We start from the raw sequence: 24,471 nt of genomic DNA on the forward strand, positions 1-24,471 counted from the left end.
TTACCCAACAATTTTTCCTGGTGTTGATTGCGCGGTGGAACCACACTGATCCCTTCCCGAACTCAGAGGTGAAACGCTGCTGCGGCGACGATAGTCTGGGGGTAGCCCCACGCCAAAATAGCTCTATGCCAGGTCTATTACTTCTACAAATGCCTCCTACAACAACATGAAGGGGGCTTTGTTTTTTGTATTATTATATATAAATAATAAAGTTTAAAATTAAGTGCAGACATTAGACTTAGTTCTTGTCATTTCGATACTAATTTTGCCATTAAAATCGGGAATGGGTGCTGTGGGTTTGCTGACGATAACTTGTACTTGTGTAATAGCAAGGCTATCTTCCAGAATAGCATCAGCTATAGCTCCAGCTAATCTTTCCAGCAATGCAAATTTTGAAGTTTTGACTAGATTTTGAATCAATCTAATAGTTTGCCGATAATCTATCGTATCTTTAATGTGGTCTGTCTTACCTGGACGAGAAAGGTCTAACCATAACTTTACATCTATTTCAAACCATTGACCCAGCACCTGTTCTTCTGGTAAAAACCCAATATAACCATAGCAGCGAATTCCCGTTAAAAGAATCGAATCCATAAGTTTGTATATACTTTCAGCTTGAATATTTATACTATAAGTCAGGTTAGATAGGTGAGAAACAATAATTTTACTAATCACCCATTACCCATCATTTATCACCAATTTACTATAAATGCAACTTACGTTTAATAATATTAATCAGCTTTGGTCTTATGTGTTGACGGAAACCCTAAAACGCTTGGGTTTAAGTTGTGCTATTATCTGTCCTGGGTCTCGTTCTACACCTCTAACAGTCGCTTTTGCAAGGCAAATACCAGATATTGAAGTTATTCCTATTTTAGATGAACGTTCTGCGAGTTTTTTCGCTTTGGGAAGAGCGAAAGCGACAGGAAAACCTGTGGTATTGGTTTGTACTTCAGGAACAGCAGGAGCGAACTTTTATCCTGCGGTGATAGAAGCTAAAGAAAGTTGTGTATCTTTATTAATATTAACTACTGATAGGCCAGCAGAATTGCGAGAATGCCATTCCGGCCAAACTATTGACCAAGTGAAATTATACGGTAATTATCCCAATTGGCAAACTGAGTTAGCTATACCTTCGGCAGATATGGCAATGTTAAGTTATCTCAGACAAATGGTAATTCATGCTTGGGAACGTTGCCAATTTCCTCATGGGGGAGCAGTGCATTTAAATATTCCTTTCCGTGACCCTCTTGCACCCCTTCCTGATGGTACTGATTTTAAATTAGATTGTGAAGAGTTTTTTGATGGAATAATTCCTATCCAATCACATTTTGCCAATTACCCATTACCCAAAGAATGGGAATTATGTAAACGGGGGATTATTATTGCTGGTGTAGCACAACCCAAGCAACCTGAAGAATATTGTAGAGCGATCGCATACCTTGCTCTAACTCTTAATTGGCCTGTTTTAGCTGAAGGACTGTCCCCTGTTAGAAATTATACTGATATTAACCCCTATTTAATTTCTAGCTATGACATTATTTTACGTAATCAACAAATTGCTCAACAATTAATGCCAGAAATGGTAATTCTAATTGGAGAAATGCCCACAAGTAAAGAATTACGTAATTGGTTAATTGTTACTAAACCTTATTGTTGGCTAATTGATAAAAGTATTAAAAATTTAGATCCTTTACATGGTAAAACTACACATTTAAGGGTATCTATAGAAGAAATAGGGAGAATGGAAAATAGGGCAATGGAAAAAAGGAGCGAAAACGAATATTTACAACAATGGTGTGAGATAGAAAATCAAGTAAGAACAAAAATTGATGCTAATTTTGAAATTATAGATGAATTAATTGAATGTAAAGCAGCTTGGTTAATTTCTCAAAATTTACCACAAAGAACACCAGTTTTTATTTCTAATAGTATGCCTGTGCGGGATGTAGAATTTTTCTGGAAACCGAATAATTTAGAAATTAAACCTTATTTTAATCGTGGTGCAAATGGTATTGATGGTACACTTTCTACGGCTTTAGGAATAGCACATTATCAGCAAAGTAGTTTAATGTTAACAGGAGATTTAGCTTTATTACATGATACTAATGGGTTTTTAATTAGAAATAAATTTATTGGACATTTGACTATTGTTTTAATTAATAATAATGGTGGTGGAATTTTTGAAATGTTACCTATTGCCAAATTTGATCCGCCATTTGAAGAATTTTTTGCTACACCACAAGATGTTGATTTTGCTAAATTATGTGCTACTTATAATGTGCAGTATGAGTTAATTAGTTCTTGGGAAAATTTAACAGCAAGGCTGAGGGTGCTACCAAAGCAAGGTATAAGGGTTTTGGAAATAAAGACAAATAGAAAAAGTGATGCTAAATGGAGAATGGAAAATTTGAAGAAATTGGCAGAATATCTGGCGATTTAATTATGGTATTTTTTAGATTTGAGGAAAATTAATTATTTAATTAATATACATCTTGATAATCATCCTACTCAGAATCTAAGTGATACCTACAGTACGCTAACGCATTACACCAAGTCTGCGATAAAATTTTCAAGCACTTTTCAAGCACTCTACTTTTATGGAAACTACCTGGAAAACGGTGAAAACCTATGAAGATATTCTCTATGAAAAAACCGATGGTATTGCTAAAGTCACCATCAACCGTCCCCATAAACGTAATGCTTTTCGTCCCAAAACTGTATTTGAACTGTATGAAGCCTTCTGTGATGCACGCGAAGATACAAGTATTGGTGTAGTTTTATTTACTGGTGCAGGTCCCCACACAGATGGTAAATATGCCTTTTGTTCAGGGGGTGATCAAAGTGTGCGCGGACAAGCGGGTTATGTGGATGATGCTGGTATCCCCCGTTTAAATGTGTTGGATTTGCAACGTCTAATTCGTTCTATGCCGAAAGTAGTAATTGCTTTGGTAGCTGGCTATGCTATTGGTGGGGGTCATGTTCTCCATTTAATTTGTGATTTAACCATAGCTGCTGATAATGCTATTTTTGGACAAACAGGCCCGAAAGTTGGTAGTTTTGATGGTGGTTTTGGTGCTAGTTATCTAGCACGGATAGTGGGACAAAAAAAAGCACGGGAAATCTGGTTTCTTTGTCGTCAATATAACGCCCAACAAGCTTTAGAAATGGGTTTAGTGAATTGTATTGTGCCAGTGGAAGACTTAGAAAGGGAAGGTATAAAATGGGCGCAAGAGGTGTTAGAAAAAAGCCCCATTGCTATTCGTTGTCTCAAGGCTGCTTTTAATGCAGACTGTGACGGACAAGCTGGTTTGCAAGAGCTTGCTGGTAATGCCACCCTCCTGTACTACATGACAGAAGAAGGTGCGGAAGGAAAACAAGCATTTTTGGAAAAACGTCCTCCAAATTTTCGAGATTTTCCTTGGTTGCCTTAGATTTAAATTAAAATCGCACCTTTATTCAGTGGTGCGATTTTGATAGATTTCAAAATTTGTAAAACCAAAAAATGTTAAAGTCAAATTTTATTGAACTGGAAAAAATTGATTAATGTAATAATGGTAGGCTAAATCAGGACTGCCTGGGTATTAACTTCTTGTGTAGTGGGAGTGGGTATTTCTTCCACAGAAACTGCTGGTAGATTGTCTAAATCTGTTTTTAGAGTGTGAGATACGGCTAAGACTGGTTTTGCTACTGGCAAAGTCCAGGCTTCTTCCAAGGTTTCCCAGGAAGGTGCAAAGGCTGGTAAGGCTAATGGGCAAGCTTTCCAACCTGCTTGTACTGGTGCGCCCAACTGTTGACACATTCCACCGCGACGACCCTCTGGTTGGTAATGACGGCAATATCGACAAGCAGATGTTAGATGGTTAGTTGGTTTCATTTGGGTTCATCTTCAGTGCGGTTGAGGGCTGACTTATCACACCTATATATTTTCCTTCTCTGACAAAATAGGTGTAAAAGCCAAAAAGGTATTATTTTATCTGGGTTCTAGCTATTTATATTCAAAAATAAACTTTAGGATATCTTTAGAATGTTGTTATATTTGTCAATGATTATGGAAGTGGTTACATACTTGTTTTTGGCTAAAACGTATTGGGGATCAAGGTTAAATGATTAGATTTAGATTTGCTCGACTTTTGCAACTAACTCATTAGTTCACCTAAAATCACTGTTTATGAGGTAAAGTCATCTACTTCATTGAGAAGGGATGGATATAGTAGCAGATAGTTTTCTGAATTGGTAAAAATTTATGGGATAAGTAGGTGAGCAATTATTCTGTGATGGTTGGGGTGAATCCAAAATTCTGTGAGAGGATGGCAAAGTATTAACCTCAGCTGTGCTGGTGTAAGGAGGCTGGAGGCAGAAGTAAGCTAATATTCCCCCAATTACCCATTTTCTATTCCCTGCTATGACTGTTTGGCGGCACACAGGGAACAAACACTCCAGCGTTGTAGTTCACCTGGTGGGGTGGGACATTGACACTGGGGACAAATAGGTAAGTTGTGCGATCGCTCTTGCATAGCCTTAGCCCAATCTGCAAAAATAGTCTGGGCGTTCTCAGCAGTGGCTTGAATCTCAGTGTCAGAGATGATTTTACCTAAATCATTGATACCTAAGTAACTGGGATGTTGTTGTGGTGACAGCATTTGTGGCTGATTTCCTGGTAATGGCGATCGCTTCCATTCAGCTGTTGAAAAGCGAATATCTATCAAAGGTGCAGGTAGCTTTTGATTTAATTTGAAAAGTATGGCTTTGCGTCCAAAAGTTAAGTTTTGCGCCCAAGCAGCACTAGAGGTTGCTACCCACAAAATATCCCGCTGCACTGACAAAGGGCGAGTTTGTGCCGCCACCGCAGCACCAACAATTTCTCCCCAACATTTCAGCAAGCGTTGAAAAGGTTGTTCTTGCCATTTGGCTTCTATTTCGAGAATGCCTAAAATATCATTAACTGATTTCAACGACATCTTTTTCACCAAAGCAAAAATTTAGCTAGGTTCTGGAAACTATAATACAAAGTAATAAAATTTATCCAGCAGTATTACGTTGGAGGCACTGTGGCAATGAGTCAAAATCCCATAATAGATTCCGGCACTCAATCGTCTAAAATGTCTGGCTTAAAGCCAGAACTAGCCACAGCATTGGCAAGTTTGGAGGTGCAGCTAGATCAAGAGTTAACTCGATACAGACGCGCACGTAAGGGATTTAAGCAAACAAAACAATTTGGTGTAGAGAGTTACACCCCTAATCAACCCCAACAGTTAAATGGCATGACTGAGACATTGGGAAAATTTCAGCCCACATTGCCAGAAATTAAGACTAACGCAATTTCTCCAGAAAGCCCAGTTTTGAAGACAGACAACCAGGCACAAATCAGTCATTCTCCGGTGTCTTCTATCCAAGAGTCAGGCAAAATAAAAGTTCCAGCTGATCCAAGTCCAAAATCAATCAGCAGTATAGTCCCTACTAAGGCTCAGGCTACTGAAAATGAAACTATCATTCCTACTGAAAATGCTTCTGCACACCCAGATGATTATTTAGAATCTAGTGAAGCACTGTTGCGGAGTCTGAAAGAAGAAGCAGCAGAACCAAAGAAGTTGAGTGCTTCTAGTGATAGTTTGATTTCACCTGTGGGTATTGGTTCTATGCTGCTGTTATTACTGGCCAGCCTGACTTTAGGTTATGTAGTGTTCAATCCTAAAACGTTACCGCAATTGAATTTGGGAAAATTATTTAACGGTGGTTCGTCAACAAATACAGAAAATACTGCCATTACTGAGAGTAATGTCCTACCGATCGCCCAACCAGAAATCACTCCTATACCCAAACGTCCTAACTTGGCTGCGCGTGAGTTTCCACAGGTAAGAGATCCTAATGATGTGGTGGGTTTAAAACCTAAAGTTAGAGCCACTCCCACAGAAATACCTCAACCTATAGCTGTCTCAACTCCAAAAAATCCAGTAGTTCCTGTAGATTCAGTCTCTACTGCACCAATACCTAAGCCAACACAAACTTTATCAGCTGTTAATGCAGAAATTAAACCCTCCGCTGATGGGTTCTATTATTTGATAGCTGATAATCAAGGTGATAGTGCTTTAGCCGCAGCCAAGCGAGTTGTTCCTGATGCTTATTTATCTCCTAACAAAAAGTATATTTATCTTGGTGCGCTGAAAACTAAAGAGGAAGTAAAACTTAGATTGCAGCAGTTACAAGCACAGGGTATTAAAGCCACTGTACAGCAGCAATAAACGGAGTAGCTAAAATGGACGTGATGAAGCGGATTGTGCGGGTGATTCGTGCTAACTTCAATAGTTTGGTGAACGGTGCTGAAGATCCAGAAAAAATTATGGAGCAAACTTTTCTGGAGATGCAGTCAAATTTGGTGCAGTTGCGTCAGGGGGTGGCTTGTGCGATCGCTACTCAAAAACGTACTGAACGCCAAGCCTTTGCTGCTCAATCCCAAGCCCAAGAGTGGTATCGTCGCGCCCAACTAGCTCTACAACAAGGGAGCGAAATTTTAGCAAGGGAGGCTCTCACCAAACGCCAAGCTTACCAACAAACTGCCACAGCCATATTTGAGCAAATAGAGCAACAAAAACAGGTGATAGGGAAGCTAAAACAGGATATGAGTCACTTGGAGTTGAAAACCGCTGAGGTGAAAACCAAAAAAGATATGTATATTGCTCGCGCTCGTTCTGCTCAAGCATCTTATAAACTACAAGAGATGCTGAGTGGAGTATCAGTTAATTCTAGTTTAAATGCTTTAGAACGAATGGAAGAGAAAGTTTTACAGATAGAATCACAAGCAGAAGCAATTGGTCAAATTAGTAGTGATAATCTGGAAACAAGATTTGCTGGATTGAAATCTATTAATGATGTGGATGCTGAACTAACAGCGATGAAAACCCAAATGTTAGATCAGGTAAATAACACTCCATTCCCAAATCGCCTCTCTGGAGAGTAAGTACCCACAACGTCCAAAAATCTAGAGTGTTAAATGTAATTAGTTACTGTAGCTGAATTATAGTCTGATGATTCAGAATGGAGAGAGTATACCATTCCAGACTGAAAAGATTAAATTGAAATAGGTAGCTATTAAACAATAAAAAAGCTCACTGTCTAACCAAGCGCGTAAACCAAGAAAGGAAAAACACAGTTATGGGATTATTTGATCGTCTTAAAAGAGTTGTTGGTGCTAACGTTAACGATTTAATCAATAAAGCAGAAGATCCAGAAAAAATGCTGGAACAAGCCATCTTGGAAATGCAGGAAGACTTGGTTCAGCTGCGTCAGGGGGTAGCCCAAGCGATCGCCGCCCAAAAACGCACGGAAAAACAGTACAATGATGCCCAAAATGAAATCAATAAGTGGGATCGCAATGCCAGACTAGCTCTACAAAAAGGTGATGAAAACCTAGCACGTCAAGCATTAGAGCGCAAGAAAAGTTTTACAGACACCTCTACAGCCCTGAAAACTAGCCTGGATCAGCAAACTATTCAGGTAGACACTCTCAAGAAGAATTTAATCCAGCTAGAGAGCAAAATTTCTGAAGCCAAAACTAAGAAAGAAATGCTCAAAGCGCGGATTACTGCCGCTAAAGCTCAAGAGCAATTGGGATCAATGGTAGCTGGTATGAATAGCAGTAGTGCTATGGCAGCTTTTGAGCGGATGGAAGAAAAGGTATTACTGCAAGAAGCCCGCGCTCAGTCTACCGCAGAATTAGTAGGTGCAGATTTAGAAACCCAATTTGCTCAATTAGAATCTGGTAGTGATGTAGATGATGAATTGGCAGCTTTGAAAGCAAGTATGCTACCACCAGCACCTGCTCCTCAAGGACAATTACCCCCTTCTCAACCAACCACCACTGCTAAACCTGCTGAACCGGTAGATTCTGATTTAGAAGCACTGAAGAGACAATTAGATCAAATGTAACCTTTGCAGAGAACAAACTTTAAACAATCCCACGCCTCTTGGTTGTGGGATTTTGCTTCCTTGGGGACTGGAGAACAAAAATCAATCTTCTATCTCCTGACTCCTGACTCCTTTTACGATACAGTAATTTGTGTGTCAACTTTGAACGATGCCACCTAATGGAGACTTTAATGAGTAAGGGTGTAATCACTATCACTGATGCTGACTTTGAAACTGAAGTTTTAAAAGCCGAGCAGCCTGTATTAGTTTACTTTTGGGCTTCCTGGTGTGGTCCTTGTCAATTGATGTCGCCAATGATTAATTTGGCTGCTGCTAAATATAGCGATCGCCTGAAAATTGTAAAAATGGAAATTGACCCTAATCCCCTAACTGTGAAGCAGTATCAGGTGGAAGGTGTCCCCGCTCTCAGGTTGATGAAAGGAGAACAAATATTAGAAGCTACTGAGGGAGTTATTAGTAAAGATAAATTTCTCAGTCTTTTGGATCAGCATTTGGATCATAATTAGTCGATGGTCAGTTCTAGGGGTTTAGCATTTCTAAACCCTGACTGTCAGAGCGATAACCGATAACCAATGACTAAAATGCAATTTGCGAAGCGTTTACAACCCCTACAATCTAATGTGTTTGCTGATATGGACAGGGCTAAGGCTGTGGCTGTAGCTGCTGGACGGGAATTAATTGATTTGTCTCTGGGGTCTTCTGATTTGCCGGCACAGAATCATGTAATTGAAGCGATCGCAAAATCTCTTTATGACCCTAGCACTCACGGTTATTTGTTGTTCCGAGGAACTCAAGAATTTCGCTATGCGGCTGCTCAATGGTATGAGCAAAAATTTGGTATCAAAGTTGATCCAGAAACAGAAGTTTTACCGCTGATTGGTTCTCAAGAAGGAACAGCCCATTTACCTTTAGCAATCCTCAATCCTGGAGATTTTGCCTTGTTATTAGACCCTGGTTATCCTTCCCATGCAGGAGGAGTATATTTAGCCAGTGGGCAAATTTATCCTATGCCATTAAAGGCAGAAAATAATTTTTTACCAGTGTTGACTGATATTCCCGCTTCAGTTTTATCTCAGTCAAAAATGATGGTATTAAGCTATCCCCATAATCCTACAAGTGCGATCGCTCCTTTATCGTTTTTCCAAGAAGCTGTAGCTTTTTGTCAAAAACACAACATTGTTTTAGTCCATGATTTCCCTTACGTGGATTTGATCTTTACCAAGGAAGAAACTTTCAATCCCAAATCCTTAGCCCCTTCAATTCTGCAAGCTGACCCAGAAAAAAGTGTTTCCATCGAATTTTTTACTTTGTCCAAGTCTTACAATATGGGTGGTTTCCGCATTGGTTATGCGATCGGTAATGCAGAATTAATTCAAGCTTTAAGACAAGTAAAAGCTGCCGTTGATTTTAATCAATATTTGGGAATATTAAATGGTGCGATCGCCGCACTTACAGGTAATCAAGATAGTGTGAAAGCTGCCGTTGATACCTTTCGTCAACGTCGTGACGCTTTCATCAATGCCTTACACCACATTGGTTGGAATGTCCCCACGCCAGAAGCGACAATGTACATTTGGGCAAAATTACCTAATCATTGGAGTAATAATTCCATTGAATTTTGCACCGATTTAGTCAAACAAACTGGTGTAGCAGCTTCCCCTGGTGCTGGTTTTGGTAAAGCTGGAGAAGGCTATGTGCGTTTTGCATTGGTGCAAGAACCAAAAGTTTTAGAAACGGCGGTGGAGAGAATTGCTAAATTCATAAACCACGTATAAACTGCACCTTCAATATTTACAATCCAGACATCATGCCGTTTTTCTAAAAATCAAGTAATTCTACTTAGAAAAAAGGCATTATGATTAAGATGTTTTATTAAAAAAATACAGTAACTTCATCTAATAAACTGCAAAATTAGCCTAAACTAGAGCAGTGTGATTACTTATGAGAATCGAGAACAAAAGTGCTAGTTTCTCGAACCCCTATAAAAACAAAAAAGCTAATTATATTCTTGATGTACTCGGCTCGAACTTAGACACAGTATTAAATACAACTCTAAAAAAATGAAAAAGATTTTTGGGAACTTTGTGATCGGTGCATCAATGGTGGTTAGTGCAGGGATCTTAGCTGCTAACCCAGCACAAGCAGGAACTATTTCTGGCGTTACTATCGGTGGTACAGCAGCCAGTGATTATTACGTCTATGGTGTTTCTGGTAATCAAACCGTACTTCTACCTAACACTACAACCAATGTGCAGAATGTATTGAATGGGAACGCTACAAGCCCTACTGGTAACGTAGAATTAAGAGTAAGTAGCGAACAACCTGGTTTTGACTTTAGCAAAAACACCACATTATCAGGAAACATCGGTGGTAAAAATATTACCTTGAGTAGTTTGACCCTATCTGATTGGACTACCACCTACAAAAACACAGGAAAAAGCTTTGGTGAGTTTTGGTTTGACCAGTTTTATAATGCTGCTGGATTGTCTAGCAAAGAAGGTTTAATTAAAATAGCATTTGGTCTGCCAAGTAACACCCCCAGCGCGTCAGTCCGCACGGCCGTATTTAATACATTTAAATCCATTAAAGGTTTAGAACGTTCTAGCGATCCTAACATTTCTTACGTTAACCAAGATGACAACAGCGGCTTAATCAAGATTGGTTTAGCAGGTCACTTCAATTTAAAAACTGCTTATTCTCAAACAGGTTCACCATTTGCCATATTCAAAAATTTAGTATCCGATGGTTTCCAAGCCAGTGAAGTTGTTAAGTATACCTACAATGGCGTTACAGATTATCTATACAGTTTTGCAGCTACAAATTCTGGGTTAGTTGCCAGCGATGACGGGATCTCCCATACTGGTAATTATGAAGTAACCATTGATGGTGTACCTCCAGCAAAAGTACCCGAACCTTCTGTAATGCTGGGTTTATTTGGTGTTGCTGGTATTGTAGCTGCACAACGCAAGTTGAAAAAAGTATCGGCTTAAGATTCACATTTCAACATCATCAATCTAGAAAGTAGGGGTTTAGCAGTGCTAAACCTTTTTGTTTGTTATGGATATTGGCGGTTAATTTCCCAGAAATATTTCTTAAAATAAAGTTGGGGTACATTTGTAAGATTACCTAGCTTTAGCCGTGACAATATCTTCATCAAGACTACCAATAGTTAAAAATCCCGAAAGATTGGAAAACCGTCTTTCAGAAATTCCCCCTGAACCGGGGGTTTATTTGATGCGGGATGGGAGCGATCGCATAATCTATATAGGAAAATCTCGTAAATTGCGATCGCGTGTCCGTTCCTATTTCCGTGACTCCACCAACAAGACAGAACGCATCAATACGATGGTTAAGTTGGTAACGGAGATTGAATTTATAGTTACCGATACTGAAACAGAAGCATTAGCACTAGAAGCCAATTTAATTAAACAGCACCAGCCATATTTTAACGTTTTACTTAAAGATGATAAAAAATATCCTTATCTGTGCATTACTTGGTCAGAACAATATCCGCGCATTTTTATCACTCGCAAGCGTCAACTAGGAAAACCAAAAGATAAATATTACGGTCCATATACAGATTCTAGTTTGCTCAGAGAAATATTACATCTATGTAAACGAATTTTTCCTCTCAGACAAAGACCACAACCTTTATTTAAAGACCGTCCTTGTTTAAATTATGATATTGGTCGCTGTCCTGGTGTTTGTCAAAAATTGATTTCGGTAGAAGAATACCATAAAATTATTCAAAAAATAGCAATGGTATTTCAAGGTAGAACTCAGGAATTAATTGATATTTTAACAGAACAAATGCAAGCTGCATCTGAAGAATTAAACTTTGAAACTGCGGCTAAAATTCGCGATCAAATTTCTGGTTTAAAATCTCTAACTGCACAGCAAAAGGTATCCTTACCTGATGATACTATATCACGAGATGCCATAGCTTTAGCAGCAGATGATCAACACGCCCATATTCAATTATTCCAAATTCGCGCAGGTCAGTTAGTAGGACGTTTAGCTTTTATTGCTAACTCTCATGCTGAACCTGGAGCGATTTTACAACGAGTTTTAGAAGAACATTATCAAACTGCGGAAAATGTAGAAATTCCCACTGAAATTTTAGTTCAGCATGAGTTAGCCGATGGGGATATTTTGGCGGATGTTTTGACGGAACGCAAGGGAAAAAAAGTAACTATTATTGCGCCTCAACGCCAAACTAAGGCAGAATTAATAGAAATGGTGGAACGTAATGCCCAATACGAGTTACAAAGAATGCAAAAATTGGGCAATGCTAACCAACAAGCACTCGAAGATTTAGCAGCTATTTTGGATTTAGCCGAGTTACCGCACAGAATTGAAGGTTATGATATTTCCCATATTCAAGGTAGTAATGCAGTAGCTTCTCAAGTAGTTTTTATTGATGGTTTACCAGCTAAACAATATTACCGTCACTACAAAATTAAAAATCCTGATATCACTATCGGACATTCTGATGATTTTGCTAGTTTAGCTGAAGTAATCCACAGACGGTTTAGAAAATATATTGAAGATCCAAAATTGTTACGGGTGGGTAATTCTGATTGGCCTGATTTAATTATGATTGATGGTGGTAAAGGTCAATTATCATCTGTGGTGACAATTTTATCAGAAATAGATTTATTAGCTGATTTGCAAGTTGTAAGTTTAGCAAAAAAGCGGGAGGAAATATTTTTACCGGGAGAATCTCAACCTTTAGAAACTCAAGCAGAACAACCAGGAGTACAGTTATTACGGAGACTGCGAGATGAAGCACATAGATTTGCGGTGAGTTTTCATCGTCAACAAAGAAGTGATAAATTAACGCGATCGCGTTTAGATGAAATTCCTGGTTTAGGACAACATCGGCAAAAATTACTTTTAGCCCATTTTCGCTCGGTGGATTATATCCGTCAAGCTACATCGCAACAATTAGCAGAAGTTCAGGGAATAGGAATGAAGTTAGCACAGGAGATTTATAATTATTTTCATCCTGATTGAGATGAGAAGAAATAATGGGCAATTAATAATTACCCATTTATCATTACCCATTACTAATAACTAGACTAGCAAAGTTAACTGATGGCTGTAATATCTAATATCGGAAGTTTTGCTTAAATTCTTTTTTGGCTATGTAATCATATTTTCTTTAATGAATATAGTAGATAGAACTATTAGAGATATAAAGATTGTGATTTGAAATACATCTTAATCAAAACAGAAAGATTAACTAAATATAAAGAAATATTTTTTGTGACTTTGGCTACAGTTTTTCTAATCTGGTAGCGGTTGAATACAAAAACGACCTTTTTCTTCAACAGTCAAAGTGCCGGAACTCAAAGCTTAAATGGTAGGGATCATTATGAACATAGGAGAAATTCACAGGTAAAGTAAATTTATATATCTAAAGGATGATAATAAAACCTAGTAAATTTACGATATTAAAAGAGGAGATAAAAATTTGTGTGGGATGTTTGGGTGTTAAGTTTAGTTAAAAATCACTAGCTAATCTACTGATTTTAAATATTGACTAGCTAGATTTTATTTACAAAGTTTTCCAAAAAATTGTTAGATACAGGGGTTTTAAAATGCAATTACTACAAAAGATTCACTGCCCAAACTGTGGCTGTGCAGCCGAACGTCACTATATTGCTGAGAGTCAAGTCACACGCACCCAATGTCCAACTTGTGATTACCTGATGATTACCTGCACTCGCACTGGTAAAGTGATTGAGGCGTATGCACCAGGAATTTACGCAAGAAGGTAGAAGACAGCTAACAGTTTTTCCGAATTACAAATTACAAAATTACCTTTTACTGGTTCGCAGTTGTCCACAAGCTGCATCTGCTTCTAAACCGCGAGAATATCTCACACTAACGGCAATATTTTGTTGTTGAAGAACATTAACAAAAGCTTGGATTCTGTCGCGGTTTGGTCTTTTATAATCTACTTCTTCGATGGGGTTGTAAGGAATTAAATTCACATGACTTTGAAACCCGCGCAGACGTTTTGATAGTTCTAAAGCCTGTTCTGGTAAGTCGTTTACCCCAGCGAGGAGTATATATTCAAAAGTTACTCTGCGTCCAGTTATTTCTACATATTCTCGACATTCATCTAGCAAATCTTCGATGGGGTAGGGTTTTGCACTGGGAATCAGTTGTTCCCGTAGTGCTTGGTTAGGTGCGTGGAGACTGACTGCGAGGGTAATTTGCAAATGGTGTTGTGCTAGTTGACGGATGCGATCGCGTATTCCTACAGTAGAAATAGTAAGCGATCGCTGTCCTATTCCCACATCTTGATTTAAAGCCTTCAATGCCAAAATCACATTTTCTGTATTCAACAACGGTTCACCCAACCCCATGAAAACCACATTGCTAACCCGTTGCTGAAAATCTTCCTGTACAGTCAATACCTGATCAACAATTTCTGCACGGCTAAGATTACGCTTATATCCTCCCTTTCCCGTCGCGCAGAAATCACAAGCCATTGGACAACCCACCTGGGTAGAAACACACACTGTCAGCCGTTTTTCACTGGGAATACCGACAGTTTCAATAATTTCCCCATCTGCCAATTTGAGAAGATATTTTACCGTGTCATCAGGAGCAACAGCACGGTAATGTAAAGAAGAACGGCCTATGGGGACATTGGTAACTTCTTCACGCCAACTTTTAGGAAATACAGAAATATCTGCGAGCGATCGCACACCTTTATCATATATCCAATCATGCAATTGCTTACCCCGATAAGCTGGTTGTCCCTGCTGTTGTACCCAAGCAGTTAACTCCACCACCGAAGCACCGAGAAGAGGAGGAATAAGTTCAGATTTTTCGGAGTTTGGGGAATTTACCTGAGATACCAGAGGTGTAGCAGACATAAAAAAAATTATTAGTTGATGCTGGATCTCTATCCTACACCCACCATCTCAACTTGTCTTGGTTTTCTGGGTCAAATTAATAGGAATCTCAATAATAAACTCTGTTCCCAGCTTAGGTTCAGATATACACTCTAGTTTACCACCATGCTTATCTACAACAATTTGATAACTGATTGATAATCCTAAACCTGTACCTTCACCAACTGGTTTAGTAGTGAAAAAAGGATCAAATATCCGTTGTTTAACCTCTGGACTCATCCCCATACCATTATCCTTAATAGAAATTCTTACCCAATCATCATTAATAACACTAGTACAAATTTTAATTTGGCTACAAGAAATTTCTTTCTCTGTTGAGCAAATCTCTTGCTTACAATTATATAAAGCATCAATAGCATTACTAATAATATTCATAAATACCTGGTTGATTTGAGATACATAGCACGTCACCAAAGGTAATTCACTATAATCCTTAATAACTATATTTGGTGAATAACCTAACTTTTCTCTAAACCGTGGCTGTAAAAGCATTAATGTACTTTCCATACCCTCATGGATATCTACAGGTTTCATATCCGATTCATCAAGACGGGAGAAATTACGTAACCCCAGAACAATTTTCCGAATCCGCTCTGCTCCTACAGCCATAGAATTGAAAATTTTTGGCAAATCAATTCTGATAAAATCCAAATCTATATCTGCAAGATTTTTCTTAATTCTTGATGTAGGATTGGGATATTCCTGTTGATAAATATTAATCAAATTAATCAAAGCTTCAATATAGCTATCAGCGTAGTCAATATTAGCATAAATAAAACTAACTGGATTATTAATTTCATGGGCTATACCTGCAACCATTTGTCCCAGACTAGACATTTTTTCCGTTTGAATAAGTTGCGATTGTGTCAGTTTTAACTTACTCAGAGTATTTTCTAAATATAAATTTTTATCATTTAATTCCTGAGTCCTATCAGCAACCTTTTCTTCCAAATTCTCATAGAGTTGGGCATTTTGCAAAGAAATAGCAGCTTGGGAAGATAAAAGTTTTAAAATTTTCAATCTTTCAGGAGTAAAAGCACCCACAGTTAAATTATTTTCTAAATAAATAATTCCGATAAGTTGACCTTGATTCAGAATAGTATTACATAGTATAGACTTGGGTTGGTATTTTCTCACATAGGGGTCAGCACCAAACATATTATCAGTATTAGCATCATTAATGAGAATATCTTCTCGCGTATTAAAAACATAATTTATCACACTTAGTGGTATATTTTCACTTTCAGTTATTACTGTAGATTGAAGACCACTGTTTTGCTTATTTATACCTTCTAAAAATTCGGCTACAATAATTAATTTATTCTCTTTTTGCAGAATGAAAGCAGCTTTTTTAGCTCCTATATTTTCTACCATTACTTCCAATAAAGTATGCAGTAATTTATCAATTTTAATTTCTGAAGAAATCGCCAAAGAAGCTTTAGTAACTGTTTCCAAATCTAAAATTGCTGATACACCAATATTGCTAGAATCCGAGATAATTTTACTAATTAAAGCAGGTTCTTCACTTTCAATAGCTTTTTGTTTGAGGATAGGCTCAAGTAATTGAGGATACAATCTTTCCAAATCTTCGACTTTAGCTTTAGCACCCCAATTTAAATAACAATAATAAGCATCTATTAAATATATTTGGGCAACTTTGTTTCTACCATAGCCAAGATAAAAATCAGCAGCTAGTTCGTTAGCTAGTGCTTCTTCTTGGATATATTTATTTTGCTTTGCGCCAGAAATTGCTATGTCATAAAGTTCCATAGCTTCCCAATTATTACCTAATACCCTGGCTTTTTCTGCCTCTACTAAATTATATTTGTGTTGATAATTCATGGGAGCATGATTAGCCCAATTTTGCATTTGCTCCTGGTTGATTGAAATTTGATTCATGTATGCTAATTTTTCTTCATCACACACATGATTATACTCAGCCAAAAGAGCTAAAGAATAATAGAAATTATGTTGACTAACGAGAATTTGCCCTGTTACAGATGCTATATATGGCTTGCCTAAATTAGCACTATCAAGTGCCTTTTTGGGAATTTTGAATAAATAATATAAAATAGTTTGAGCTAGATGAAATGCAAAAATTGAATTATAGTTTTTGGTATTAACGAAACCAAGAAATAATTCATCATTAACAAAATCACCATATAATTTTGATTTGTGTTGAGTAACTTCCAAAAGATTAAACACCATCTGCTTCCAGAATTTTTGGTTATCAATACTCCACTGTTGTTTCAATCTGTACATTAAAACACCATATTTTTCAATACATTGAAATACATCTGCTAAATTTTCTCCCGAAAATATTAGACTGAAATAATGATTAGTAGAACAATATCCAACATATTCTAAATCTCCAATTTCCAGACCGTAACGAACATTTTCTTCTAACGGTTGAATTGATTCTCGAATATGTTTTTTCCAACATCTGATGGTAGAATACCAAAAAAACAAAACTTTAAATTTTATATCTCTGGCATCAAATTTATCTGCCAACTTTAAAGCCAGTTCTCCATAACGATATCCAGTATCAATATCAGAAAAAATCCCACACAATATTAAACCATAGACAACATATACATAAGCAGAAACAGAGGAATTACCATAATGAATAGATATATTAATCATGGTAAAAATAATTGGCAGCAATAATTCTGGCTTAACAAAATAGGAAGCTGCACTCATACTGATTAATATACGAATAGCGGCAAGCTGATCAGGAGCAGTAATACTTGGTAAATTAATTAAATCTTCAACATTCAAGTTCGAGGGTGCTAATTCTTCCAACTTTACACCCAGCATATCCAACAATTTTAAGCCGGTATCAATTGCTAATTGCATCTGAAGTTGAGCCATATACATCTGGATTTGTGCTTCATAAACCTGGACTTGATCTAGTAGATTAGTTGCATTTTTTTTAACTATTTCTATATATATTTCTGCTTGCTTAAAATTGATATTTAAATATTCTGCTTCTACAGCTTCCACATAGAGATTTAAGGTCAAGTCATACTCATGTATCCAACTATCATTTGATAACAGTTCTAAACCCATTTTTAAATATCTGACAGCAGCTTCATAAGCTGTAGCTAATTTGGCTTTATGACCTGCGATTAAATTAAGTTTGGCTAGTTGATATTTTTGGGATTTATTAGTAATAAGGTCAATACCAATATTTAATTGGTTAACAATTTCAAATATTTTTTCTTCTAATTCAATAGCATCAGTATGATTTAAAATCTGTTGACCAATTTTCCAATGCATTGCTTGTTTTTCATTCTCTGGGATCAAAAAATAAGCCGCTTGTTGAACTTGGTCATGGAGAAACTTATACTTAACTATGAGGTGTGCAGAGTTAATAAGTTTTAAATTAGAATTGAATAAATCAACAGTATCTGCAAAAAATTTGTAACTTTCATCTTGTGGTAAAATTAGTCCTTTTTTCAGAGCATTCCACAAATCGCTAGCTGTTTCTAACTGGGATTTTTCACAGACTGTAGATAAGGTATATAAATCAAATTGGTTGCCAATACAAGCAGCTATTTTTAAGATATTTTGAGTATTAGGTGGTAATTTTTGTAACTGTAATTTTATAAAATAAACTATGTCATTATTTTGATATATAGCTTTTGCTGCGTGAATATCACAACGCCAGTAACCTAAACTAAAATCAAAATTAATTAACCCATCTTCATGCAGGGATTTTAGTAATTGATTAGTAAAAAATGGATTGCCTTGAGTTTTTGTGAACAGTAGTTCAGTTAAAGAACTAGCTTGAAATTCTGGACAATATAAAGTATCTGCTATCAGATGATTGATGTGTAATTTATCCAGAGGTTGTAAATTAATTTGATTGACTATAGTATGGGATTTGAGAATATTTTCTAAGGTCATTATTAAAGGATGTCCGGGATAGACCTCATTATCTCGATATGCACCAATTAACAACAGATATTTAGTATCTGTGTCGCTGATTAATAATTGTATTAACTTCAAAGAAGCTGCATCTGCCCATTGTAAATCATCTAAAAATATTACTAATGGATGCTCTTTAGTAGCAAATACCTGAATAAATTGACTAAATAGTAAATTAAAACGATTTTGGGAAGCATTGCCTGTAAGTTCTGAAACTTGAGATTGATGTCCAATAATATTTTCTAATTCGGGAATGACATCAATGATAACTTGTGCTTGCTCTCCCAAGGCTGATAAAATTTTATCTTTCCACTCTTGCAACCGATTTGTACTTTCGGTTAAAAGTTGTTGTAATAAATTATGTAATGCTTTTAATAAAGCTGAAAAAGGTATATTGCGCTGAAATTGATCATATTTACCAGATATAAAATAAGCTTTTTGGCGGATAATAGGTTTATGAATTTCATTAATGACAGAAGTTTTTCCTATACCAGAAAACCCTGCAACTAACATTAATTCTTGATTGCCTTTGCTGACTCTTTCAAAGGCATTTAATAAGCTGGTGATTTCATTCTTTCTACCATAAATTTTTTCAGAAATTAAAAAAAGGTCGGCTCTATCTCCCTTCCCTAATTCAAATTTAACAATGTTATTTACCTTAGTTAATAACATCTGTTGGCATATCTCTAAGTCATATCTAATGCCTCTGGCTGTTTGATATCTTTCCTCTGGAGTTTTTGCCATTAACTTAATAATCATATCTGCAATAGCAGGAGGAATTTGGGGATTAATTTCCCTGGGATTATTAGGTGTTTTAGCAAGATGACAGTGTACTAATTCTAAAGGATTTTTACTAATAAAAGGTACTTGTCCTGTGAGTAATTCATAAAAAGTGACACCAAGGGAGTAAAAATCAGTACGATAGTCTATACCCCGATTCATTCTGCCCGTTTGTTCTGGTGACATATAGGCAAGAGTACCTTCTAATACGTGCGGACTTTTGATTTGGGCAATTTCTTTGGGTAACAGACAGGAAATACTAAAATCTATTAGTTTTATTTGCTTAGTGTTTGGATTAATAATAATATTTTTGGGTTTAATATCTTTATGAATAATTTTATTTTCATATAAAAACTCTAATGCTTGAGTAATTGCCAAGGCAACACTGAAAAATAGTTCTAATTCTAAGGGTTGAGAATTAGCATATTGACTGAGAGATATTCCATTTATGTCTTCTAAGATTAAGGCATAACTATTGCCATAATTTTCTATGCTATAACTTTTAATAATATTTGGATGTTCTATTTGTTGGGTGATTGTAAATTGATTTTTCAGCGATATCAATTCGCGGATTTGTGGATATTGTGCGTTTAAAATTTTGATAATTACTGGGGTTTGATTCTTTTCATTTTCTCCACGATATACAGTAGTTCTAGTGCTAACATGAATTACTTCGGTAATTTGATAACCTGGAATTGCGATCGCAGAGATGTTACTCTTGCTCATAAAGCTAGGTGCTGGGGATTAGGGACTGGGAAGCAGGGAGCAGAGGAGATAGTCAATTAATTATAACCTGTTTTCTGCTTCCTAACTGCTGACTGCTGCTATAGAACATCAACCAAAAGTTGTACTATTCCAACCCCACATGGCACCTTTGGCATCTGTAAACTCTATATAAATACGATTTTTGGCAACACCCAAGACTTGGTTAATTTCCTGACAAAAGTCCTGACTCATTGCTTGAGTTTGTTCAGGTTTCATTGTGCCAATACTCTTAATTTCGATATAACATACTGGTTCTGTTGTTCCTGCAAAGGTCATGGGTGTTTCAGGTTCAAAAGCCGTCATCACATAGGATTCTGGTTTCCCTGTATGTTTAGCTAACTTAGCTGACAGATTTTTGAGCATGGACTCAATAGCAGCTTTTTCTAGGGACGCAACAGAAGTTTGGACTTTAATTAGTGGCATAATCAACTATTTTAAATTCAAAATTTACAATCGCTATCCAATTCTATGTGAGGTTGCACCCACTAAATTATGTAGAAACTTGAATCGGTGTATCTGTATTTATAAATACAGTGTATTTATGGATATATTACGCAAGCTATTATGAACAAACGGTATGACCTAGAAAGTCGCAATCATTGTATTAATTTTACCTATTTAGTGATGAGATGAACGAAACAAATGACTATGTTGAGGATGATATAAACGAGACCTGCCTGTTGTTGGCAAGAGTGCGGGACTGATTATATAAAGTGTAGTGCGTAGCAATTGTTCATCATGGGTACAATTTGCCATTTGTTCGAGGGGAACAACGCGAATTTTTTCATCAGGCCAACCTATACGGAAACAAATTGCCACTTGAGTATGTGCTGGATAATGTTCTAGGAGTCTGGCTTGGGCATCGCTGACGTGACGCGCACTCAAATACAAGCAAAGACTAGCTTGATGTGTGGCTAAAGCTGCTAATTCTTCCTTGGTGGGAACTTCAGTGCGTCCACTGATACGAGTAAGTATGATAGTTTGTACTAAGCCAGGGACAGTTAACTCTACTTTGAGTTTAGCCGCAGCTGCTTGAAAGGCGCTAATGCCAGGAATAACTTCAAAAGGGATATTAGCCTCTGCTAAAAGCTGCATTTGCTCATGGATAGCACTGTAAAGACTAGGATCACCCGAATGAAGACGAACAACAGATTTGTGCGATCGCACTTTTTCAATCATCATCGGTAATATCTCTTCTAAAGTCTTATTTGCTGTTTTAATAATCTCCGCATCTGACCGACAAATATCTAAAATCTGTTCGGGAATTAAAGAATCAGCAAATAAAATCACATCAGCATTAGCCAGCAGTTTCTGAGCCTTAACAGTTAATAAATCTGGATCTCCTGGGCCTGCTCCCACAATGTACACAGCCGATTCTAAGGAAGAAATCGAACTTGTATTACTCACATTATTCGTACATTTACTCATACATACCTAAACAAAAAATCCACAAAAAACTTTTTAGCATTTCTGTCAATACCCTTCCGGATTAACTCCCTTTGCCTAGTAGATAGATATGGTAGATGCACCCTGGTTAAGCCCTGGAGAACACTCTGGGGCATTTTTTATTTTTAGTAGGCATTAGGAAAATTACTTCCTATCTCCCTCATCTTTACCCAATCTCCAATCTCCAATCCCCAATTCCTAGTTCCCAGTCCCCATCATCCCATCACCTTTAGACGGGGAAACCACATCAGGTAAAGGACGTTTGAGAAAATAAAGCCAGGTTAAACCAGCTAATCCTAAAGTAATTCCCGTTAAACTAACTATTTGCGCTATTCTCAGCGGTCCGAGCATTAAACTATCTGTGCGTAAGCCTTCAATCCAAAATCGTCCCAAGCTGTAGGCTACCCAGTAAACTAGAAATAACGTCCCTACTTTTAGCCTTGGTTTGCCAGATAGAGCGCGAAAAAATAAAGTTAGCAGCAAAGCAAACACCATTAAATCCCACAGCGATTCATAAAGAAACGTGGGATGGAAATATTCAAAATTAACCAAGCTAGGAGGACGACGTTCTGCGGGAATATATAACTTCCAGGGTAAACTTGTCGGTCCACCAAAAGCTTCTGAATTAAAGAAATTTCCCCAACGTCCAATTGCTTGCCCTAAAATCAGCGAAGGAGCTACCAAATCTGCTAATTGCCAAAAAGATATCTTTTTGAGTTTGGCAAAGATTAACGCCGCTGTTACACCACCAATAATTGCCCCGTGAATCGCAATACCTCCTTGCCAAATAGCAATGATCCTCTCTGGATGCTGGGAGTATTCTGACCATTGAAATAAAACGTAATATAGCCTAGCAGCGGGAATAGCGCCAATTACCAGCCAAATTGACAAATCGCTGATTAATTCAGGATTAACGTGACGACGCTTTGCCAGGTACTGGGAAATGGTAACACCAATTAATACGGCTGAGGCAATTAACAAGCCATACCAGCGAATAAGTATTGGCCCTATTTTTACTAAAATCGGGCCTGGAGAAGTAAATTGAAACCCCAAGGGCAAAGCAGAAAAATCCAGTGCCATGCAAAATTACCTAAAAGATTTGATTGACTACTGCTACGTTCCCGATCCTAAACATCATAAGCTGGGTGGAAATCAAATCAAAATAGGGAATAGGGAATAGGGAATGGGGAATAGGGAATAGGCAGAAGTTCAGGAGTTCAGGAGTTCAGGAGTTCAGGAGTCAGGAGTCAGGAGTCAGGAGTCAGGAGTCAGAAGAAAGAATTAATCTTTATCCTCCTGCTCCCCCTGCTCCCCCTGCTTCCCCTGCTCCCCTGCCCCCTGCCCCTCTGCTCCTCTGCTCCCCTGCCCCCCTGCTCCCCTGCCCCCTTCTGTCGCTATAATTACCTAAAGCAGCTTGATGTATATAAATGATTGCTATTTATCCTGGAAGCTTCGACCCTATCACCTTGGGTCATCTTGATCTAATTCAGCGTGGTAGTCGGCTTTTTGAGGGGGTGGTAGTTGCTGTACTGCGAAATCCTAACAAAATGCCACTTTTTACAGTGCAACAACGGTTAGAGCAAATTCGTCTAGCTACAAAACATTTACCTAATGTGGAAGTAGACAGCTTTGATGGTTTAACTGTTAATTATGCCCAAATGCGACAAGCACAAGTTTTATTGCGCGGATTAAGAGCAGTTTCCGACTTTGAGATCGAGTTACAAATGGCGCACACTAATAAAACACTTTCTACTCAAATTGAGACTGTTTTTCTGGCAACCTCGAATGAGTATAGTTTTTTAAGTAGTAGTGTGGTAAAAGAGATTGCAAAGTTTGGTGGCTCTGTCAATCATCTTGTTCCCCCACATATTGCCATAGATATATACAAATGCTACAACCAAAAATCCCCAGCCCTGAATCCAACCACAACGGACACAATCCCCCACCTCAAGAGTTTCCCTACGGACAAGGAGGTGTAGATATTCAGCAAGAACTCAACCGACTAGAGGACATTGTTCTTTCTAGTTTACGAATTCCGCTGACTGGACGGACGCTGATAGATGAAGAAAAGCTGCTAGAACAGCTTGACTTTGTTCGTCTTTCCTTGCCGTCGGTGTTTCAGAATGCAGCAGAACTCCTGCAACAAAAGGAGCAAATTATGCTGGAAGCTGAGGAATATGGACAGCAGGTTGTGGAAGCAGCACAGTCTAAAAGAGCGCAAATTTTGGCTGATAGCGATATTATCCGACAGGCTGAACGAGAAGCAGAACAAGTACGCCGCAAAGTGCAGCAAGAGTGTGATGCGATGATGCAAGAGACTCTGGCAGAAATTGAGCAAAAACGACGTGCTTGTATGCAAGAATTGGAGGAAATGAGACAAAGTGCGATCGCACAAGCTCAAGAAATTGAAGATGGTGCTGATCAATATGCTGATAATGTCCTGGAAAATATTGAACAGGATCTTCAGGAAATGTTGCGGATTATTACCAATGGTCGTTTACAACTGCGGGGAGATATACCAAAACAAAGAAATTCACCAAATTCTAAAAAGAGATGATACAGGAATCGCATTTGATGATTGTAATTACTTGTGGAGGCAGGAAATAGGACTCCAGTATATTCAGGTGTAATTATCTTTACAAAAATCAAAGATGATTCCGGTAATTTTTAATTCATAATTGTAGGAAAGCTG

20 protein-coding genes and 1 rRNA gene are annotated in these 24,471 nt (G+C 37.6%); 13 read left to right on the top strand and 8 right to left on the bottom strand.

The features are described from left to right. The first annotated feature begins 16 nt into the window (after positions 1-16). A 5S ribosomal RNA gene (rrf, locus tag ACLLO5_RS08985) occupies positions 17-134 on the top strand. Between the two features lie 85 nt (positions 135-219). Here the strand turns inward: rrf and folB are convergent. Beyond that, the gene (gene folB, locus ACLLO5_RS08990) at positions 220-594 is read right to left on the bottom strand and encodes a dihydroneopterin aldolase (protein ID WP_413175114.1); all 375 of its coding nucleotides are present in this window, start codon (positions 592-594) and stop codon (positions 220-222) included. A gap of 115 nt (positions 595-709) precedes the next feature. On the opposite strand from folB, the gene menD reads away from it, so the two are divergent. Continuing rightward, on the top strand, positions 710-2,443 hold the full coding sequence (menD, locus tag ACLLO5_RS08995) for a 2-succinyl-5-enolpyruvyl-6-hydroxy-3-cyclohexene-1-carboxylic-acid synthase (RefSeq protein ID WP_413175115.1): 1,734 nt from the start codon (positions 710-712) through the stop codon (positions 2,441-2,443). A gap of 157 nt (positions 2,444-2,600) precedes the next feature. Beyond that, the gene (menB, locus tag ACLLO5_RS09000) at positions 2,601-3,434 is read left to right on the top strand and encodes a 1,4-dihydroxy-2-naphthoyl-CoA synthase (protein WP_413175116.1); all 834 of its coding nucleotides are present in this window, start codon (positions 2,601-2,603) and stop codon (positions 3,432-3,434) included. Positions 3,435-3,562: 128 nt separating this feature from the next. Here the strand turns inward: menB and ACLLO5_RS09005 are convergent, their stop codons facing one another. Both ACLLO5_RS09005 and ACLLO5_RS09010 read right to left on the bottom strand, forming a co-directional pair. After that, positions 3,563-3,877 carry a hypothetical protein gene (locus ACLLO5_RS09005; RefSeq protein WP_413175117.1) on the bottom strand — a complete coding sequence of 105 codons (315 nt, stop codon included), beginning with the start codon at positions 3,875-3,877 and terminating at the stop codon, positions 3,563-3,565. Between the two features lie 526 nt (positions 3,878-4,403). Further along, on the bottom strand, positions 4,404-4,961 hold the full coding sequence (locus ACLLO5_RS09010; RefSeq protein WP_413175118.1) for a DUF721 domain-containing protein: 558 nt from the start codon (positions 4,959-4,961) through the stop codon (positions 4,404-4,406). Positions 4,962-5,057: 96 nt separating this feature from the next. On the opposite strand from ACLLO5_RS09010, the gene ACLLO5_RS09015 reads away from it, so the two are divergent. The 8 genes from ACLLO5_RS09015 (at position 5,058) to ACLLO5_RS09050 (ending at position 13,709) form a co-directional block, all read left to right on the top strand. Continuing rightward, the gene (locus tag ACLLO5_RS09015; protein ID WP_413175119.1) at positions 5,058-6,242 is read left to right on the top strand and encodes a hypothetical protein; all 1,185 of its coding nucleotides are present in this window, start codon (positions 5,058-5,060) and stop codon (positions 6,240-6,242) included. A gap of 14 nt (positions 6,243-6,256) precedes the next feature. Beyond that, positions 6,257-6,958, top strand: a complete 702-nt coding sequence (locus tag ACLLO5_RS09020; protein WP_413175120.1) for a PspA/IM30 family protein — start codon at positions 6,257-6,259, stop codon at positions 6,956-6,958. 194 nt (positions 6,959-7,152) lie between these two features. Continuing rightward, a complete protein-coding gene (locus tag ACLLO5_RS09025; protein ID WP_413175121.1) occupies positions 7,153-7,926 on the top strand; it encodes a PspA/IM30 family protein in 774 nt (257 codons plus the stop codon). Positions 7,927-8,096: 170 nt separating this feature from the next. Further along, positions 8,097-8,432, top strand: coding sequence for a thioredoxin family protein (locus ACLLO5_RS09030; RefSeq protein ID WP_413175122.1), 336 nt, complete (start codon positions 8,097-8,099; stop codon positions 8,430-8,432). A 66-nt stretch (positions 8,433-8,498) separates the two neighbouring features. Further along, positions 8,499-9,701 carry an LL-diaminopimelate aminotransferase gene (locus ACLLO5_RS09035; protein ID WP_413175123.1) on the top strand — a complete coding sequence of 401 codons (1,203 nt, stop codon included), beginning with the start codon at positions 8,499-8,501 and terminating at the stop codon, positions 9,699-9,701. A gap of 285 nt (positions 9,702-9,986) precedes the next feature. Further along, positions 9,987-10,916, top strand: coding sequence for an NF038130 family PEP-CTERM protein (locus ACLLO5_RS09040; RefSeq protein WP_413175124.1), 930 nt, complete (start codon positions 9,987-9,989; stop codon positions 10,914-10,916). Between the two features lie 148 nt (positions 10,917-11,064). Beyond that, positions 11,065-12,942, top strand: coding sequence for an excinuclease ABC subunit UvrC (gene uvrC / locus ACLLO5_RS09045; protein ID WP_413175125.1), 1,878 nt, complete (start codon positions 11,065-11,067; stop codon positions 12,940-12,942). Between the two features lie 587 nt (positions 12,943-13,529). Further along, a complete protein-coding gene (locus ACLLO5_RS09050; protein ID WP_413175126.1) occupies positions 13,530-13,709 on the top strand; it encodes a replication restart DNA helicase PriA in 180 nt (59 codons plus the stop codon). A gap of 39 nt (positions 13,710-13,748) precedes the next feature. Here ACLLO5_RS09050 and rlmN read toward each other — a convergent pair whose 3' ends face one another. From rlmN to lgt, 5 genes are all read right to left on the bottom strand, one after another. Then, a complete protein-coding gene (gene rlmN, locus ACLLO5_RS09055) occupies positions 13,749-14,819 on the bottom strand; it encodes a 23S rRNA (adenine(2503)-C(2))-methyltransferase RlmN (protein WP_413175127.1) in 1,071 nt (356 codons plus the stop codon). 48 nt (positions 14,820-14,867) lie between these two features. Further along, a complete protein-coding gene (locus tag ACLLO5_RS09060) occupies positions 14,868-20,294 on the bottom strand; it encodes an AAA family ATPase (protein WP_413175128.1) in 5,427 nt (1,808 codons plus the stop codon). A gap of 108 nt (positions 20,295-20,402) precedes the next feature. Further along, complete coding sequence (locus ACLLO5_RS09065) at positions 20,403-20,756, bottom strand: phenylpyruvate tautomerase MIF-related protein (RefSeq protein ID WP_413175129.1); 354 nt, start codon at positions 20,754-20,756, stop codon at positions 20,403-20,405. Positions 20,757-20,951: 195 nt separating this feature from the next. Further along, positions 20,952-21,761, bottom strand: a complete 810-nt coding sequence (cobM, locus tag ACLLO5_RS09070; protein WP_413175130.1) for a precorrin-4 C(11)-methyltransferase — start codon at positions 21,759-21,761, stop codon at positions 20,952-20,954. Between the two features lie 216 nt (positions 21,762-21,977). Beyond that, positions 21,978-22,859 carry a prolipoprotein diacylglyceryl transferase gene (lgt, locus tag ACLLO5_RS09075; RefSeq protein WP_413175131.1) on the bottom strand — a complete coding sequence of 294 codons (882 nt, stop codon included), beginning with the start codon at positions 22,857-22,859 and terminating at the stop codon, positions 21,978-21,980. 347 nt (positions 22,860-23,206) lie between these two features. Between lgt and coaD the strand changes: the two genes are divergently transcribed. Together coaD and ACLLO5_RS09085 are read left to right on the top strand one after the other, a co-directional pair. Then, positions 23,207-23,758 carry a pantetheine-phosphate adenylyltransferase gene (gene coaD, locus ACLLO5_RS09080; protein WP_413175132.1) on the top strand — a complete coding sequence of 184 codons (552 nt, stop codon included), beginning with the start codon at positions 23,207-23,209 and terminating at the stop codon, positions 23,756-23,758. Beyond that, positions 23,668-24,336, top strand: a complete 669-nt coding sequence (locus tag ACLLO5_RS09085) for a DivIVA domain-containing protein (RefSeq protein ID WP_413175133.1) — start codon at positions 23,668-23,670, stop codon at positions 24,334-24,336. Before coaD ends, ACLLO5_RS09085 begins: the two co-directional genes overlap by 91 nt. The last annotated feature ends 135 nt before the right edge of the window (positions 24,337-24,471 follow it).

The organism is Anabaena azotica SJ-1, assembly GCF_047275885.1.
GTDB classification, from domain to species: domain Bacteria; phylum Cyanobacteriota; class Cyanobacteriia; order Cyanobacteriales; family Nostocaceae; genus Trichormus_B; species Trichormus_B azotica_A.